This is a genomic window from Haloplanus sp. CK5-1 (assembly GCF_037201915.1).
GTDB classification, from domain to species: domain Archaea; phylum Halobacteriota; class Halobacteria; order Halobacteriales; family Haloferacaceae; genus Haloplanus; species Haloplanus salilacus.
The window spans coordinates 805,254-820,553 of sequence record NZ_CP147505.1 but is presented as its reverse complement, the minus strand read 5'-3'; the positions used below and the strand labels follow the sequence as shown (position 1 = coordinate 820,553).

The window sequence follows — 15,300 nt, the reverse complement described above, 5'->3', positions numbered from 1 at the left end:
GAACTAGAACCCGAACGTCTCCGGCTCGCCGACATCGAGGGTCTCGGTGATCGTGTCGTGAATCTCGTCGACCGGCGGGGTGTCCCGCGTGGGGTCGAGCCAGTGTTCGCCGACCCAGCGGTACCGAACGGTCAGATCCCGGTCGACGAGAAAACAGGAGCGACGCGACCGCTTCGAGACGCCGAGCGCGCGGTAGGTGACGCCGAAGGCGTCGGAGACGCGGAGGTCGGAGTCCGAGTAGAGCGGGAACTTGAGTCCGAGGTAGTCGATGAACCGGTGGTGGACCGGGACTCGACTTGCTACAGCCGACGACCCGGACGTGTTCGCCGCTGGAGAACCAGTCGAAGTCGCGAAACGAACACCACTCGTCGATGCAGTCGGGGCTGAAATCCGCGGTGTAGAAGCTGAGCAACACCGGGCGATCCGCGACGAGTGTGCCGAGCGAGACCTCCTCGTCGGTACCGTCGGGATCGACGAGCGTCGCGGTCACGTCCGGGACCGTCTCGCCGACCTCGATCGGGCCGTCCCTGTCCATACACCGTCCTTCGACGGGGGGTGACAAAACCGTTCGCCCCGGAGTCGAAGCCCCTTTGCTCGCGCGCCCCGACCGCCCGGTATGCGAGTCGGAGCACACGTATCCGTCGCCGGCGGCGTCGACAACGCGGTGGACAACCAGCGTGACGTCGGCGGCAACTGCGGACAGATCTTCACCCACTCGCCGCAGGTCTGGCAACACCCGAACGTCGACGACGACGAGGCGGCCGCCTTCCGCGAGGGGACCGCCGCCCACCTCGACGGCCCGTGGGTGATCCACTCCTCCTACCTGGTCAACCTCTGTACGCCGAAGACGGACCTCCGCGAGAAGTCGATCGACAGCATGCAACGTGAGGTGGACGCCGCCGAGGAACTCGGCATCGAGTACGTGAACGTCCACCTCGGGGCGCACACGGGCGCGGGCGTCGAGGGCGGCCTCGACAACGCGGCGAGCGCACTCGACGAACTCGACGTCCCCGAGGGCGTGACGGTCCTCGTCGAGAGCGACGCGGGGAGCGGGACGAAACTCGGCGGCGAGTTCGAACACCTCGCGGCGGTCCGCGACCGCTGTGACCACGATCTGGGCGTCTGTCTCGACACGGCTCACGCCTTCGCGGCGGGCTACGACCTCTCGACGCCCGAAGGGGTCGACCGGGTCGTCGCCGAGTTCGACGACGTGGTCGGCGTCGACGACCTCCACTGCATCCACCTCAACGACTCGAAACACGCCTGCGGGACGAACAAGGACGAACACGCCCACGTCGGCGAGGGGGAGATCGGCGTCGACGGCATGCGCCGGATCGTCAACCACCCCGATCTGCGGGACCTGCCCTTCGTCCTCGAGACGCCGACCGAGGACGGCAAGGGGTTCGCCTGGAACGTCGACCGCGTCCACGGACTGCGGGAGTGAGCACGGTGGTGTCGATCCAACCACCCGGTGAGGATGGCGGATGAGACGGGTCACCAGACGCGGCGTCCTCGCCGGGATAGGTTGGGCCGGCGGACTGGCGGGCGTCGGAAGCGGGCGCGGGCGGGCACGGACGGACCGCCGGACGGTCACCGTCGCCACGCGCAACTGCTATCTCGGCGGCGACCTGTTCGACCTGTTCGCGGCGGCGGCGGGTGACGAGACGATCCAGTCGGCGGTGACCGATCTCGTCGCGGCTGTCGACCGGAGTCGCGTGGGCCGTCGCCTCGACGCCATCGCCGGCGAACTCTCGCGGACCGAACCGGACCTCGTGGGGATACAGGAGGCCGCCCTGATTCGGAGCGGCCCCCGGAGCGACGGAACCACGCCGACGGCGACGGACGTTCGGTACGACTTCCGGGAGCGGCTGCTGTCGGCACTCGACGCGCGCGACCTGCCCTACCGCGTCGTCGCCACGACTGAACCCGCGGACGTCCAGTTGCCGGCGACTGTCGAGGGCGAACCCCGAGACGTGCGCCTGACCGACCGAGACCTGATACTCGCACACGAACGGGTCGCGACCGACGGGACGACGACCGGCACCTTCGACGCCGGCCTCTCGCTGTCGGTGGACGACCGAACGGTCGCCGTCGACCGGGGGTACGAGGTCGTCGAGGCGTCGGTCGGTGACCTCGCGGTCACGTTCTGCAACACACACCTCGAATCGGCGTCGGCGGAGGTTCGGGCGGCGCAGGCGGCGGAGCTGCGCGACCGCCTCGTCGACCGCGCCGGTCCGGTCGTCCTCGTCGGCGACTGCAACAGCGGTCCCGGCGGATCGACCGCGGCGTACGACCACCTCACTGCGGACTTCGGCGACGCCGCCGGCGACGCCGGAGTCGGTGCCACGTGCTGTCACGCGGCGGATCTGCGGAACGCCGACCCGTCGCTCGACGCCCGAATCGATCACGTCCTCGTGGGGGATAGACTGCGTGTGGCGGACGCGACGCGGGTCGGTGCCGATCCGACGGAGCGGATCGCCGCCGACGGCGAACGCCTCTGGCCGTCGGACCACGCGGGCGTGGTCGCGACGCTCGTTCCCGCCGACCCGACGACCGCGTCGCCGACGCCGTCACCGACGGAACGGGAAACCGAAGCCGGGACCGAAGCCGGAACCACACCGACGGTCACCGGGACCGAGTCGGACGCCGACGCGCCGGGATTCGGGGTCGTGGCGACCGTCGTCTCGGTCGTCGCGGCCGCCACCGTCGCCGCACGCCGCCACGACGACTGACTTTTGAGTCCCGACGCGGTACAGGGGGCGTGCGCAGATTCTCGGCCGACTACCTCCGACGGACGCGGGCGGGCCTGTGGTCGTCGCGGGCGGCACTCGACGCCCTGGACCTGCCGGACCGAGACCGGGTGCTCGACGTCGGCTGTGGCTCCGGCGAGTTCACCCGCGTTCTCGACGAGGAGGCGGGCGACGCCGAGGTGATCGGCGTCGACGCCGATCCCGAACTCCTCGTCGCCGCCCGCGAGGAGACCGGCCTGCCGGTCGTCGCCGGTGACGCCACTCGGCTCCCCTTCGGTGACGGCGCGGCCGACCTCGTCGCGTGTCAGGCGTTGCTCGTCAACCTGCCGCGACCGGACGCGGCGGTCCGGGAGTTCCACCGTGTCGCCGCCGACGCCGTGGCCGCCGTCGAACCCGACAACGCGGACGTGGCCGTCGAGTCGACGGTCGACCGCGAGGTCGACCTGGAGCGTCGGGTCCGCGAGGCGTACCTCGAGGGTGTCGAGACGGACGTGGCGCTCGGCGACCGGACGGTCGAGGCGTTCGAGGCGGCGGGGCTGGTCGGCGTGACGACGCGCCGCCACTACCACCGGAAGGTGATCGAACCGCCGTACGACGAGGGTGACCTGCAGGACGCGACACGGAAGGCGACCGGAGCGGGGTTGGCCGACCACGAGACGGAGCTCAAGCGGGCGGTCGGTGACGAGTACGACGACCTCCGGGCGGCGTGGCGGGAGATGGGTCGCGAAGTGGTCGCGGCGATGCGGGCGGGGACGTACCGCCGCGCGGAGGTGGTGCCCTTCGACGTGACGGTCGGGCACGTCCCCGAGTGACGGCGTCAGGATCGCAGGAGCCGTTCCCGACGGTCGGCGTCGGCGGCGACGGTGGTGATCGTCTTGACGTGTGCTGGGTCGCCGTAGCGGTCGTGGATGCGTCGATCCCAGAGGAACTCGTTGGCGTCCGGATACTCCCGGGAGCGGCGGGATCCCCGCACGTCGGCGAACGTGTGAGAGAGGGTCTCGTCGCCACAGAGGAAGTGGAGCACGCCGTCCGGATCGGTCACGTCGACGCGGTCGGTCAGGGGATGCTGGAGACCGCCGATCGCCGCCACCCGAAGCGATCCGATCCGGCCGGATCGGGTCGCCAGCAGGATGTCGCCGTACCCGAGATCCTGACCGGTCGGCCGGAGCATCGCCTCGGCGCAGTCGACGATCGCACTCGCCACGAGTGCCCGACCGTCGGGGGGCGGCGCGGCGTCGGGATCGATCGGGAGCAGGAAGTCACAGCCCTCGACGATCGGTTCGGGCCGGTCGGTCGTCCCCTCGAGGAAGAAGGAGGTGTGTCCCTCGGTGGCGTCCAGTATCGTCTCGGCCGCGTCGACGACGGCCGGGTCGCTCACGTCGCCGGTGAGATAACAGAAGTCGTCGGCCGCGACCGAGGCCGCGACCGCGGCCGCGTCGTCCGGACCGTCGACGGTGGCGAACGTGGTCGCCGTCGGCGTGGTGACCGCGTCGACCGTCTCGGTGCCGGCGTCGCCGAGGCCGACGACCGAGACCGAGGGCGTCCACGCCGGATCCGCGGTGTCGTCCGACACAGAACGACCGACGTCGGGGATCGGCATGTGTCTACCGACTACACCACGTCGCCACGGACCGTCCGCCCCGTCTCCTCGGCCCGGCGCGCCCGCATCACGTCGGCGGCCTCGGCGGCGGTGGCCTCGTCGAGCCCCAGCATCTCCAGAGCCTCCGACAGGGTCGGGAAGGCGAGTTCGCCCCCGCGGAGTTTCGCCATCGCGTCGTCGTCGCGGCGGCCGTCGGCCCACAGACAGACGCCGCGGGGGTCGAGGATCTGTTCGTAGTTCTCCCGGGCCATCGCTCCCTTCAGACGCTGGGTGACGTTGTCCGAAAAGGAGGCGTTGCACACTTCGAGGTGGATCGGTTCGTCGTCGTCCAGGAGGTGAGCGGCGAGACACCGTTCGGGAGCGGCGTGGCCGTTGTCGTTGGCCCGGACGTGTTCGGGGTAGGCGGCGGCCCAGTCGGCGTCGACGCTCTTGCCGACCCCCGAGACGCCGTACTGTGCCTCGAACTCGGCCTCGCGGTCGGCGTCGCCGCGCATAAGGAGGTCCTTGGTGACGTACACGTCGAGGCGGTCGATCGGATCGAGACCGAGGGCGACGTCGCCGTACACCCACACCTCGCGGACGGGAACCGGGAGGAGGGGTGGATCGGCGTCGGACGCCGTCGGACGGTCGGCGGCGCCGGTTGGGTCGTCCGTGGCGCTTCGCTCCACGCAGTCGACGATCTCGGCGGCCCGGTCGAGTGCGGCGTCCCGATCCATCACGCTCACTTTCGTCCCGGCGGGCAAAACGGTTGTCCAACGAAACCGTGATACCGTCCGCCCGGCAAGGGCGCGTGATGGACTGCGACAGGTGCGGCCGCGAAGCGGTGATGCACGCGGCGTACTCCGGCGCTCACCTCTGTGAGGATCACGTCCGCGAGTCGGTCGAGAAGCGGGTTCGTCGGCGGATTCGCGAGGACGGCCTGCTGCCGTCGGACGCCTCGCCGGAGACCCCACAGACGTGGGTCGTCGGACTCTCCGGGGGGAAAGACAGCGTCGTCCTCACCCACATCTTGGAGGAGACGTTCGGCCGCGATCCACGGGTCGAACTGGTCGCGCTCTCGATCCACGAGGGGATCGAGGGCTACCGCGACGAGAGCCTCGACGCCTGTCGGGAACTGACTGAGGACCGCGACCTGCGCCACGAGGTGGTGTCCTACGCGGACGAACTCGGGGTTCGCATGGACGACGTCGTCGAGAAGGATCCCGAGGACATGGCGGCGTGTGCGTACTGTGGTGTGTTCCGGCGCGACTTGCTGGAGTCCTACGCGGAGGCACTCGACGCGGACAAACTCCTGACGGGGCACAACCTCGACGACGAAGCACAGACCGCGTTGATGAACTTCTTCGAGGGCGACCTGAAACAGATGGCCAAACACTTCGACGCGAGTCTGGGACCGTTCGACCGACGAGCCGAGAGCGACCACTTCGTGCCGCGGGCCAAACCCCTGCGTGACGTGCCCGAAAAGGAGGTGGCGCTGTACGCCCACCTCGCGGACCTGCCGGCCCACATCACGGAGTGTCCACACGCGAGCGAGGCCTACCGGGGGGAGATCCGGGACCTGTTGCTCGGGATGGAGGAAAACCACCCCGGGACGCGCCACTCGATCATGGCCGGCTACGAGGAACTCGCCGAACTGGCCGCACGACGGTACCGGGACGACGGCGGGACCGACCTCGGCGAGTGCGACCGCTGTGGATCGAGTACGGGCGGTCGGATCTGCAGGAAGTGTCGGCTCGTCGAGTCGATCGAAGCGGTCTGACGGACCGAAAGGAGAGTCGACGGCGACGCTACCGGACGACGTCGACGCCGTTGCGCTGGTCGATCTGATCGCGACCACCGTCCGACCAGGACGCCTGGTCCTGACCGACATTCTCGCTCGCGTCGAATTCCGAAACGTCCTCACCGTTGAGGCTCTTGCGGGACTTCTCCGCCTGTCGCTGGGTCGACGGTCCGAGCACCTGGGCGCTCTGGACGCCGGTCATGATGGCCATGACGCGGACCTTGCCCTTGTACTCCTCTTGGATGCGCGCACCCCAGATGACGTTGGCGCTCGCCTCCAGTCGTTCGGTGATGTTGTTGGCGATGCCCTCGGCCTCTTTGAGCGTGAGGTCGGGGCCGCCGGTGATGTGGACGAGTCCACCGGACGCGCCGCGGTAGTCCACGTCCAACAGCGGGTGGTTCATCGCGTCGCTCACCACCTCTTGGCTCTTGTTCTTGTCCTGGGTCTCGCCGACGAGCATCACCGCGACGCCTCCCTGATTCATGATCGTGGACATGTCCGCGTAGTCCAGATTGATCAGCGAGGGCTGGGTGATGGTTTCACTGATCCCTTTGACCGTCTCGGCGATGATCTGGTCCATCACCGAGAACGCCTTGCCGATCGGCAGGTTGGGGACGTAATCGAGCAGGCGGTTGTTGTCGAGGACGATGATCGAGTCGGCCTCGCCGCGGAGCTTCTCGAGTCCCTCCTCGGCCTTGACCGTGCGGGCGCGCTCGACGTTGAACGGCGTCGACACCATGCCGACGACGATCGCACCCTGCTCTTTGGCGATCTTGGAGACGACGGGGGCGGCACCGGTACCGGTCCCACCGCCCATGCCGGCGGTGACGAACACGAGGTCGGCCTCGCCGAGGACCTCCTTGATCGTCCCCTGGGCCATCTCGGTCGCACGCTCGCCCATCGAGGGGTCGCCACCGGCACCGAGCCCCTGCGTGAGCGACTTGCCCACGAGGATCTTGGTGTCGGCTTCGATCATCTTCAGGTGCTGTTTGTCGGTGTTGATGGCGATGGTCTCGGCGCCGTCGACACCGAGGTTGTACAGCCGATTGACCGTGTTGTTCCCGGCACCGCCGGCCCCGACGATGACGATCCGCGGATCGCCGAAGTCGTCGCCCTCGTCGGCGTCGCGCTGCTCTTCCTCCTCGCGCTCGATGGCGTCTTGGACGAATCCCTGCATCGTCTACACCTTCGCCCAGCTGCGGTTGCGTTTGCGGTTGTCGTCGCGGGACTCGCTCTGTTCGTTAAGCATCTCGCGGACGGCCGACCGGATGGCTTCACTTCGATTCGGGAACTCTCCCGTCTCCACCATCTGTTCGACCTCCTCGATCTGCTGTTTCGGAATTCGTAGTGTCACACGCTCCATGGTTGCATTCCCCCGGTAAGACGGATGGGGATCACCCCCGTTGTTCTGTCTTACACGCCGAAACCGACCGACGGCAACGGGACACCGCCGGAGTCGGTTGGCCTGTAAGACGACCGTCTTACACAGACATACCAACAGGCCAATACCTTATAAAACTAACGGCAGGTGTAAGACAGATGTGTGAAACGTCCGTTTACAGGACTTTCACGGCTGTTTACGTCGGTCTAACACGTCCGCTGCGGGGGTTCGGCGGCCGCAACTCGGGCAGAACGCCCAGTCGGATCGGAGTTCGTCGCCGCAGTCACAGAAGACGCGGTGGGCAGACTTCTCACCACAGTTCGGGCAGTAAACGTGTTCTGAAGACATGTTTTCGCCACATTGGGAGCACGTGTTACGCCCTGTTTTCGCGTCGTCGGCCGTGTTTTCGGACTGCGTCTTACGCGTCGTCGGCTCGCCGTCGCGTTCGACGGACACGTCCGACGGATCGGCAGTCTGGCCGTCGAGCGTGACGTTTACGTTGATCTCGGGTGGGTCGCGCGGCGCAAACGCGTGTTCGGCGAGCAGCGCCTCCAGCGACCGGTCGGGCGACGACCGCTCACGCTCCGCGCCGTCGAGGTACGTGCGCAACGCGTCGCGCATCACCTCGCTCTTGGAGGCGTCGAACCCCTCCAAGCGCTCGACGAGGTCGTCGTCGGCGCGGAACGTGATCTTGCTCATCGTTCTCGGCCACGTCCCCCTCTCATATCAAACCTTCGTGCGTGTCTGACGGATGTCTGTCGCTGGCGGCGAGTCGCCGTCGCTCCGCGTCGAGGAGCCGCGCCCACCCGCCGAACAGCCAACTGTCGAGGCCGTACGCGGCGTCGACGTCTCGGACCCACGCCCCGTCCGAAAAGAGGAGCCGCTGGAAGCGACGGACCCGGGGGGACAGCGTCGGACGCGCCCCGGTGTAGTAGTCGACCGTCTCGCGGCGCGCCCGGGCGAGAAACCCCGCGGGCAGGTCGATGCCGTCCGCGACGGCGGCGTGGCGGAACCACTCGAGGTGAGTCACCGCCGCGGCGAGGACGAATCGCTCGCGAAAGCCCGAGACACCGTCGAGGGGCGACCGACCGGCGACGAGGACGTCACGCGGGCGGGAGAATCGCGGGGCCGAGACGGTCAGCGACGTCGACGACGCGACGGTGCGAGCGATCCGTCGGAGGCGACGGCGGAGGAGACGCGCCGCCGGGAGGAGCGCGAGTTCGTACCACGTCGGCATCCACGCACAGAACGGTTCGGTGTAGACGGAGTCACCGAGGAGGACACCGACGGCCGACTCGGCCTCGCGCACCGACAGGGTCGCAGGGTCCGTCCGGAGCGCCGCGGCGACGGCGTCGCCGTCCACGGCGTCGACGCCCGAAAAATCCATCCCGGCGGCGACGCGGCGGGTGTACGCCCGCCCGGCCGCGTACCAGTCGGCGGCGTCGGCGGGCGTGTCGATCGCGAGTAGTCGGGCGACGGTCACGACACACCTACCGTCGCTCCCGACTTATACGTGCGGCCGGACCGCGCCGACCGCGACGGTGAAGTAGCTCCGCGCCGATCCTCCGCCAACCGTGACCGCCGCCTCCTTCGACCTCTTCGGGACGCTCGTGACGGCATCGACGCCCGACGACCCGGCGGCCGCCGTCGCTAGAGAGCTTCGCGACCGCGGCGTCGCCGTCCCCGAAGCGTGGGCGACGACCTACCGGACGCCCCACGTCGACACGCCCGACGGCGCGGAAACCCCACTCCCGGCGCACGTCGCCGCCGCGCTCCGGAGCCGCGGCTTCGAGGCGTCCGACACCGTCGTCAGACACGCCGTCGTCGCCGCGTTCGACCCCGACGTGCGCCGCGTGGAGGGGGTCGACGCCGCCCTCCAAGCCGCGAGGGAGCGCGGTCCCGTGGGCCTGTGTTCGAACTGTAGCGTCCCGGAACTCGTCCCGCGGACCCTCGTCCGCGCCGATCTCAGGGGGACGTTCGACGCCGTCGTCACGAGCGCCGCCTGTGGCTTCCGCAAACCGCACCCGCGACCGTTCGAGACGGTCGCGGCCGACCTCGGCGTCGACCCCTCGGCGCTGGTCCACGTCGGCGACGATCCGGAAACCGACGGCGGGATCGAGGCCCTCGGCGGCCGGTTCGTCGACGCGACCGAGACGCCGCTGTCCACGCTGGGAGATCGGCTGGGGGGCGAGCCGTGACTCCCGTCGTCGCCGTCGCACTCGCGGCCGGGCTCGACCGACTCCTCGCCGAACCACCCGCCTCGGTGCATCCCGTGGCGTGGCTCGGGCGAGGGATCGGCGCGCTCGACCGCGCGTGGAGCCACCCCCGGGTCGTCGGCGTCGCGACGGCGCTCTCGGTTCCCCTCCTCGTCGCCGTCGTCGTCGCCATCGTCGTCGCCGTCGCCGCCGCCGCGTCCCCGGTCGGTGGGGCCGTCACCGCCGGCCTCGTCTGTTTCGTCTCGACCAGCCGGCGGATGCTCGTCGACGAGGCGCGGGCCGTCGTCGCCGCAAGCGGGACGACCCTCCCGGCCGCCCGGAAGCGCCTCCGCTCGCTCGTGGGGCGAGACACGACCGACCTGTCGGCCGGCGAGGTGCGGAGTGCGGCCGTCGAGAGCGCCGCCGAGAACCTCGCTGACGGGCTGGTCGCCCCACTTGCCGGGTTCGCCCTGGTCGCACCCCTTTCCCTGCCCGCGGCGGCGGGCGCGGCCGCGGCGATAAAGGCCGTCAACACGCTGGACTCCACCTTTGGCTACCGGTCGGAGCCGATGGGCTGGGGGCCCGCGCGCCTCGACGACCTCGTCATGTGGGTACCCGCCCGCGCCAGCGCGTGCCTACTGGCCGTCGCCGGGGGGCGACCCGGCGCGGTACTGCGCGCGCTCCGAGCCGCGGACGAGCCGTCGTCGCCGAACTCCGGGTGGCCCATGGCGACGCTCGCGGCCGTGCTGGGGGTTCGACTGGCGAAGCCCGGGGCCTACGCGCTCGACGGGGGACCCGATCTGCCGACGCGGGCCGACGCCGACCGGGGCGTCGCCGTCGTCTCGCGGGCCGGATGGCTGGCGTTCGGGCTGGCAGCAGTGGGGGTGGTCGCGGCGTGTTGACCGCGGTTCGGGGGGCGCTCGCCTTCCTGACGCGACTCCCCGTCGGCGGCGGCGAACGCGCGTGGGACGCCTTCCGGACGACGCCCGTCGCCTTCGTCGTCGCCGGCTACGTCGTCGGCGCACTCGTCGCGCTCCCCCACACCCTCCCGGTGCCCGTGCCGACGGTCGTCGCGTGCTACCTCGCGACGCTGTATCTCGTCACCGGCGTCACGCACGTCGACGGACTGGGGGACCTGGGCGACGCCGCCGCGGTCCACGGGACGGCGGTCGACCGACGCGACGCCCTCGAGGACCCGGGGACCGGCGTCGGCGGGGCGCTCGCGGTGGGGCTCGCGCTCGTCGCCCTCGCACTCGCCGGCCTCGGCGTCGCCGGCGCGGGACCGCGGGTCGCCGCCCGCCTCGTCCTCGCGGCGGAGGTGAGCGCCAAGGTTGGGATGGCGGTGCTCGTGGCTCTGGGGTCGCCCGGCCACGAGGGACTGGGGTCGGCCGTCGTCGGAGAGGCCGGGGGCGCGTCGCTCCTCCCGGTCGTCGCCGCGGCCGTCCCCGCCGCGCTCGCCGCGCCGACCGGAGCGACGCCGGCGCTCGTCGCGACGCTGCTCGCGGGGCCGACCGTCGCGCTCCTCGTCGGCCGGTGGGCGACGCTCGCCCTCGGCGGCGTCACGGGCGACGCCCTGGGCGCGGCGAACGAACTCGGGCGGGTCGCCGCGCTCCACGCGGGGGTGATCGCGTGGACGCTCTGGTGATGTGTGGTGGGCGGGGGACGCGACTCGACGTGGAGGGGGAGAAACCCCTCGTCGAGGTGGGCGGCGTCCCCATGGTCGACCGCGTCCGGGACGCCCTCGGAGCCAGTCGGGTCGGGACCGTCCACGCGGCCGTCTCGCCGCACGCGCCGGCGACGCGCGACCACCTCCGGACGGCCGGCGTAGCCGTCGTCGAGACGCCCGGCGAGGGGTACGTCGCCGACCTGACCACGGCGCTGGACCGCGTCGACAGACCGACACTGACCGTCGCCGCCGACCTGCCGTTGCTGGCCGCGACCCCCGTGAACCGCGTGCTCGACGCGGCGACCGGTGGCGGCTCGCTCACGACGGCAGTGCCGGTGGACCTGAAGCGTCGACTCGGCGTCAGCGTCGGGACGACGTTCGACCACGAGGGGCCGCCCCTCGCGCCCACCGGCTGTAACGTCGTCGCCGGAACCGACGACGACATATACGTCAGCGACGACCCACGACTCGCCGTGAACGTAAACCGTCCGACCGATCTGTGGGTCGCGGAGGCGCTCGTGTGACCAGGTTCGTCCTCGTCGCGGGGACGACCGAGACGGCCCGGATCGACGGGATCAGCGCCGCCGGCGCCGATCCCGACGTCGTGGCGCACACGCCCAGCGCCGACGCCGAACTGATCGAGTACGGCCACCTGGTGCGCGCTCCGGTCGTCCCCGTGAGTCCGACGGGGTGTCCGACGCCCGCAGCCGTCACCCGTGCGGTCCGCGAGCGAGTCGGCTTCGAGACGCTCGTCGTCGACGCCGGCCTCGCCGAACCGACCGGCGCGCCGACGGTCGGCGTGGGAGCGAAGCCGGGGCGTGACGTCCGCGAGGCCGACCCCGTGCCGACGGCACCGGGGTCGTGGGTCGCCGCCCGCGAACTCGGGCGAGCGCTGCCGGACGACGAACTCGTCGTCGGGGAGACGATTCCCGGTGGGACGACGACGGCACTCGGCGTCTGCCGGGCGCTCGGCATCGACCTCGACACCTCCTCGTCGCTGCCGGAGAACCCGATCGACCTGAAACGGGAGGTGGTCGAGACGGCGTTCGAGGCGAGCGACCTCGTGCCTGGCGAGGCGGCCTACCGTCCGGAGCTCGCCGCGCGTTTTCTCGGTGATCCCGTACTGGCGGTCGTCGCCGGGCTGACAGCCGGCGCGCTCGAATCCGGAACCGAAGTCGTCCTCGGCGGCGGGACGCAGATGATCGCCGCCGTCGCGCTGGTTCGTCACGCCGGGGTCGCCACGCCGCTAACCGTCGCGTCGACGACGTACGTCGCCGCCGACACCGACGTCCGGCGCGCGGCGGCCGACCTCGACTGCGAGACGGTCGTCACCGACCCCGGGTTCGAGGGGCGGCCCGACGCGCTGTCGCGCTACGCCGCCGGCGAGGCGAAGGAGGGCGCGGGGATGGGCGGTGCGCTCCTGCTCGCGGAGCGGGCCGGCGTCCTCGACGGCGTCGCGGACGCAACGCTTGAGGTGGTGGAACGCATGGATTCGGGCGATGGACCCTGACGCCGTTCCCGACGTGGACCGCATCCCACACGGGGGCGCGTCGGACCCGTCGCTGCTCGACTTCAGCGCCAACACGAACCCGGAGCGACCGAGCGGAGTCGCCGACGTCTACGACGCGGCCCACCGGCCGGCCACGCGGTACCCCGACGGCGACTACCCCGAGTACCGCACCGCGGCCGGCGAGTATCTGGGGTGTGAGCCGTCGACCGTCGTGCCGACGGCCGGGGGCATCGGCGCGCTCCGCCTCGCCTTCGAAGTGACCCTCGACGCCTCCGATAGGGTCCTGCTCCCGAAGCCGAGTTTCGGCGAGTACGCCCGCGAGGTCCGCCTCCAGGGGGCCGACCCGACGTTCGTCGACCACGACCGCCTCCTCGGAACCGATCCCGCGGGGCACGAGGCCGTCGTCGTCTGCAACCCCAACAACCCGACCGGCGACGCGTACCCGCGGGCCGACCTCGTGGCGTACGCCGAGGCGTGTCGCGCCGCCGACACCCTCCTCGTCGTCGACGAGGCCTTCCTCGATTTCACCGATCGGCCGACGCTCGCGGGCGAACCCGGCGTCGTCGTCGCGCGGTCGCTGACGAAGGTGTTCGGCCTGCCGGGACTCCGGATGGGCTTTGCGGCCGCGACGGGCGACCTGCACGACCGACTCGAGGCCGCGCGGCCGGCGTGGGGGCTGTCGACGCCCGCCGCCGAGGTCGGTGCCTACTGCCTCGGGCGGACGGCGTTCGTCGCCGAGACGCGCGACCGGGTCCGGCGCGAACGCCGCCGCATGCGCGACGCCCTCGACGGGGCGTTCGACGTCCACCCCTCGGAGGCCCCCTTCCTCCTGCTGGAGACCGAGACGGAGGTCGAGGACCTCGTCGCCGACGCCCGGCGAGCGGGTATCGCAATCCGCGACGCCACCACCTTCCGAGGCCTCGATTCACACGTCCGGGTCGCCGTGCGCCGCCCGGCGGAGAACGACCGCCTCCTCGACGCGTTGCTGTGAGCAAGATCTTCGACGCCGAGGTGCGGGCGGGCGTCTGTCGACTCGGCCGCCCCGACACCCGGTGGCTCTCGACAGGGGCCGACGGCGGCGTGAGCGTCGCACCGGCGGCCTACAACTGCACCGTCCCGGAGGGGTGGGCCCGAACCGACCTCGACGCCTACGTCGCCGACCGACTCGCCGAGGCCGGCTTCGACCCCGAGGCCCGCGGCCCGGCGCTGTTGACCGGAGTCGACCAGCGCCACGCCCGGCGGGCGCGACTCGACCCCGTCGAGGCCGTCGTCACGGCCGGCGTCTCGAACCCCGCGGCGCTCCCGGTGGACAGGGAGTGGACGACGGTGGACGGCGGGGGCGACGACCGCGACGAGGGGACCACACACGCCGGCACCGTCAACGTCGTCGTCGGGACGACTCGTGCGCTGGCGCCGGGTGCGCTCGCGAACCTGCTGACGGTGGCCGCGGAAGCGAAGGCGGCGACGTTGCTCGCGCTGACCGGCGTCCCCGGAACGACGACCGACGCGGTGGTCGCGGCCTGCGATCCGGCGGGCGAGCCGGCGCGGTTCTCGGGGAGCGCGACCGACGTCGGCGGGGCCGCCCGCGCCTGCGTCCGCGACGCCCTCGTCGCGAGCCTCGAGTCCCGGTACGGCGACGCGACGGTCGACGCCGCGGCGGACGCGCGGGCTGGCGCGGGCGTCGTAACCGACGAGCGGGCGACGACGTCACCGGTCACACCGGACCATTGAAGGCCGATCCGGGCCGAGTCGGGACGATGAACGACACGGTCGAGGCTCGCGTCCCCGAGGAGTTCGGCCTCGCGCAGGTGTGGTGGGGCGACGGGAAGGGAAAGACCACCGCCGCCCTCGGCATGGGGTTTCGGGCCGCCGGCCACGGCTACCGGGTCCACTGCCTCCAGTTCATGAAGGGTGGGGCCGAGAGCGTCGAGGACGTCCGCGGCGAGTACGCGGCCATCGAGCAGGTTGCGGGGTTCAGTTACGAACACACCGGCCACTACGGCTGGCACGGCTTCGCCGACGGGAGCGACGACGACGACCACGCCGCGAAGGCGAAGGGGGGGTTGGAACGGGCGCGCGACCTGATCGACGCGGCGGCCGAAGCCTCCGAACCGCTCGCCCTCGACGGCGACCCCGAGGAGGGCGTCCACATGCTGATCCTCGACGAGGTGCTGTACGCCGCCAACCGCGACCTGATCGACCCCGCGGACGTGGTCGACCTCGTCGACCGGAAACCCGACGACTTGGAACTCGTCTGTACCGGCGGTCACGAGCGACCGTCGTACCTGACGGACGCCGCCGACCTGGTGAGCGAGGTGCGGAAAGAGCGACACCCGATCGACGCCGGCCAGCGGGCGCGGAAGGGAACGGAGTTCTGAGTCCGAGCCGAAGGGTTTTGCGCGCCCGCCCGTATCGGAC

Annotated in this window: 18 protein-coding genes and 1 pseudogene; 12 read left to right on the top strand and 7 right to left on the bottom strand. The window is 71.1% G+C overall.

Translation table 11 applies throughout. The features are described from left to right. Nucleotides 1-3: 3 nt before the first annotated feature. Nucleotides 4-535, bottom strand: a pseudogene (locus NBT81_RS04375) (redoxin domain-containing protein). Nucleotides 536-616: 81 nt separating this feature from the next. Here NBT81_RS04375 and NBT81_RS04370 point away from each other — a divergent pair. From NBT81_RS04370 to NBT81_RS04360, 3 genes are read left to right on the top strand one after another with little or no spacing between them, the layout of a single operon-like run. Then, nucleotides 617-1,444 carry a deoxyribonuclease IV gene (locus NBT81_RS04370; RefSeq protein ID WP_338741319.1) on the top strand — a complete coding sequence of 276 codons (828 nt, stop codon included), beginning with the start codon at nucleotides 617-619 and terminating at the stop codon, nucleotides 1,442-1,444. Nucleotides 1,445-1,484: 40 nt separating this feature from the next. Continuing rightward, complete coding sequence (locus NBT81_RS04365) at nucleotides 1,485-2,732, top strand: endonuclease/exonuclease/phosphatase family protein (protein ID WP_338741318.1); 1,248 nt, start codon at nucleotides 1,485-1,487, stop codon at nucleotides 2,730-2,732. A gap of 29 nt (nucleotides 2,733-2,761) precedes the next feature. Next, on the top strand, nucleotides 2,762-3,562 hold the full coding sequence (locus NBT81_RS04360) for a class I SAM-dependent methyltransferase (protein WP_338741317.1): 801 nt from the start codon (nucleotides 2,762-2,764) through the stop codon (nucleotides 3,560-3,562). Nucleotides 3,563-3,567: 5 nt separating this feature from the next. Here NBT81_RS04360 and NBT81_RS04355 read toward each other — a convergent pair whose 3' ends face one another. After that, nucleotides 3,568-4,323: a hypothetical protein gene (locus tag NBT81_RS04355; protein ID WP_338741316.1), complete on the bottom strand. Its 756-nt coding sequence runs from the start codon at nucleotides 4,321-4,323 to the stop codon at nucleotides 3,568-3,570. A 38-nt stretch (nucleotides 4,324-4,361) separates the two neighbouring features. Then, nucleotides 4,362-5,066, bottom strand: coding sequence for a DUF7095 family protein (locus NBT81_RS04350; RefSeq protein ID WP_338741315.1), 705 nt, complete (start codon nucleotides 5,064-5,066; stop codon nucleotides 4,362-4,364). Between the two features lie 77 nt (nucleotides 5,067-5,143). Between NBT81_RS04350 and ncsA the strand changes: the two genes are divergently transcribed. Continuing rightward, nucleotides 5,144-6,109 (top strand): tRNA 2-thiolation protein NcsA, encoded by a 966-nt coding sequence (gene ncsA, locus NBT81_RS04345; protein ID WP_338741313.1) that lies wholly within the window; start codon nucleotides 5,144-5,146, stop codon nucleotides 6,107-6,109. A 28-nt stretch (nucleotides 6,110-6,137) separates the two neighbouring features. Here the strand turns inward: ncsA and ftsZ are convergent, their stop codons facing one another. The 4 genes from ftsZ to NBT81_RS04325 all read right to left on the bottom strand — a co-directional run bounded on the left by ftsZ (nucleotide 6,138) and on the right by NBT81_RS04325 (nucleotide 8,994). Next, a complete protein-coding gene (gene ftsZ, locus NBT81_RS04340) occupies nucleotides 6,138-7,307 on the bottom strand; it encodes a cell division protein FtsZ (protein WP_338741311.1) in 1,170 nt (389 codons plus the stop codon). 3 nt (nucleotides 7,308-7,310) lie between these two features. Beyond that, on the bottom strand, nucleotides 7,311-7,493 hold the full coding sequence (locus tag NBT81_RS04335; protein ID WP_049935276.1) for a ribbon-helix-helix domain-containing protein: 183 nt from the start codon (nucleotides 7,491-7,493) through the stop codon (nucleotides 7,311-7,313). A gap of 204 nt (nucleotides 7,494-7,697) precedes the next feature. Further along, entirely contained in the window at nucleotides 7,698-8,210 is a 513-nt protein-coding gene (locus NBT81_RS04330) for a double zinc ribbon domain-containing protein (protein WP_338741310.1), read from the bottom strand. A gap of 22 nt (nucleotides 8,211-8,232) precedes the next feature. Then, nucleotides 8,233-8,994 (bottom strand): hypothetical protein, encoded by a 762-nt coding sequence (locus NBT81_RS04325; RefSeq protein WP_338741309.1) that lies wholly within the window; start codon nucleotides 8,992-8,994, stop codon nucleotides 8,233-8,235. 91 nt (nucleotides 8,995-9,085) lie between these two features. On the opposite strand from NBT81_RS04325, the gene NBT81_RS04320 reads away from it, so the two are divergent. From NBT81_RS04320 to NBT81_RS04285, 8 genes are read left to right on the top strand one after another with little or no spacing between them, the layout of a single operon-like run. Beyond that, on the top strand, nucleotides 9,086-9,709 hold the full coding sequence (locus tag NBT81_RS04320; protein WP_338741308.1) for an HAD family hydrolase: 624 nt from the start codon (nucleotides 9,086-9,088) through the stop codon (nucleotides 9,707-9,709). Beyond that, nucleotides 9,706-10,608 (top strand): adenosylcobinamide-phosphate synthase CbiB, encoded by a 903-nt coding sequence (gene cbiB, locus NBT81_RS04315; protein WP_338741307.1) that lies wholly within the window; start codon nucleotides 9,706-9,708, stop codon nucleotides 10,606-10,608. Before NBT81_RS04320 ends, cbiB begins: the two co-directional genes overlap by 4 nt. Further along, nucleotides 10,560-11,351: an adenosylcobinamide-GDP ribazoletransferase gene (gene cobS / locus NBT81_RS04310; RefSeq protein WP_338741306.1), complete on the top strand. Its 792-nt coding sequence runs from the start codon at nucleotides 10,560-10,562 to the stop codon at nucleotides 11,349-11,351. Before cbiB ends, cobS begins: the two co-directional genes overlap by 49 nt. Then, nucleotides 11,351-11,896, top strand: coding sequence for an NTP transferase domain-containing protein (locus tag NBT81_RS04305; protein WP_338742493.1), 546 nt, complete (start codon nucleotides 11,351-11,353; stop codon nucleotides 11,894-11,896). Before cobS ends, NBT81_RS04305 begins: the two co-directional genes overlap by 1 nt. Beyond that, nucleotides 11,893-12,882 (top strand): nicotinate-nucleotide--dimethylbenzimidazole phosphoribosyltransferase, encoded by a 990-nt coding sequence (locus tag NBT81_RS04300; protein WP_338741304.1) that lies wholly within the window; start codon nucleotides 11,893-11,895, stop codon nucleotides 12,880-12,882. Before NBT81_RS04305 ends, NBT81_RS04300 begins: the two co-directional genes overlap by 4 nt. After that, entirely contained in the window at nucleotides 12,872-13,873 is a 1,002-nt protein-coding gene (cobD, locus tag NBT81_RS04295) for a threonine-phosphate decarboxylase CobD (protein WP_338741302.1), read from the top strand. Before NBT81_RS04300 ends, cobD begins: the two co-directional genes overlap by 11 nt. 5 nt (nucleotides 13,874-13,878) lie before the next feature. Next, complete coding sequence (locus tag NBT81_RS04290; protein WP_338742491.1) at nucleotides 13,879-14,613, top strand: adenosylcobinamide amidohydrolase; 735 nt, start codon at nucleotides 13,879-13,881, stop codon at nucleotides 14,611-14,613. Nucleotides 14,614-14,639: 26 nt separating this feature from the next. Then, nucleotides 14,640-15,260 (top strand): cob(I)yrinic acid a,c-diamide adenosyltransferase, encoded by a 621-nt coding sequence (locus tag NBT81_RS04285; protein ID WP_425498727.1) that lies wholly within the window; start codon nucleotides 14,640-14,642, stop codon nucleotides 15,258-15,260. The last annotated feature ends 40 nt before the right edge of the window (nucleotides 15,261-15,300 follow it).

Coding starts and splice junctions, on each gene's coding strand:
- NBT81_RS04370 (WP_338741319.1), top strand. CDS start 617: ATGCGAGTCGGAGCACACGTATCCGTCGCCGGCGGCGTCGACAACGCG.
- NBT81_RS04365 (WP_338741318.1), top strand. CDS start 1,485: ATGAGACGGGTCACCAGACGCGGCGTCCTCGCCGGGATAGGTTGGGCC.
- NBT81_RS04285 (WP_425498727.1), top strand. CDS start 14,640: ATGAACGACACGGTCGAGGCTCGCGTCCCCGAGGAGTTCGGCCTCGCG.
- NBT81_RS04305 (WP_338742493.1), top strand. CDS start 11,351: ATGTGTGGTGGGCGGGGGACGCGACTCGACGTGGAGGGGGAGAAACCC.
- NBT81_RS04335 (WP_049935276.1), bottom strand. CDS start 7,493: ATGGAGCGTGTGACACTACGAATTCCGAAACAGCAGATCGAGGAGGTC.
- ftsZ (WP_338741311.1), bottom strand. CDS start 7,307: ATGCAGGGATTCGTCCAAGACGCCATCGAGCGCGAGGAGGAAGAGCAG.
- NBT81_RS04350 (WP_338741315.1), bottom strand. CDS start 5,066: ATGGATCGGGACGCCGCACTCGACCGGGCCGCCGAGATCGTCGACTGC.
- NBT81_RS04330 (WP_338741310.1), bottom strand. CDS start 8,210: ATGAGCAAGATCACGTTCCGCGCCGACGACGACCTCGTCGAGCGCTTG.
- cobD (WP_338741302.1), top strand. CDS start 12,872: ATGGACCCTGACGCCGTTCCCGACGTGGACCGCATCCCACACGGGGGC.
- ncsA (WP_338741313.1), top strand. CDS start 5,144: ATGGACTGCGACAGGTGCGGCCGCGAAGCGGTGATGCACGCGGCGTAC.
- cobS (WP_338741306.1), top strand. CDS start 10,560: ATGGCTGGCGTTCGGGCTGGCAGCAGTGGGGGTGGTCGCGGCGTGTTG.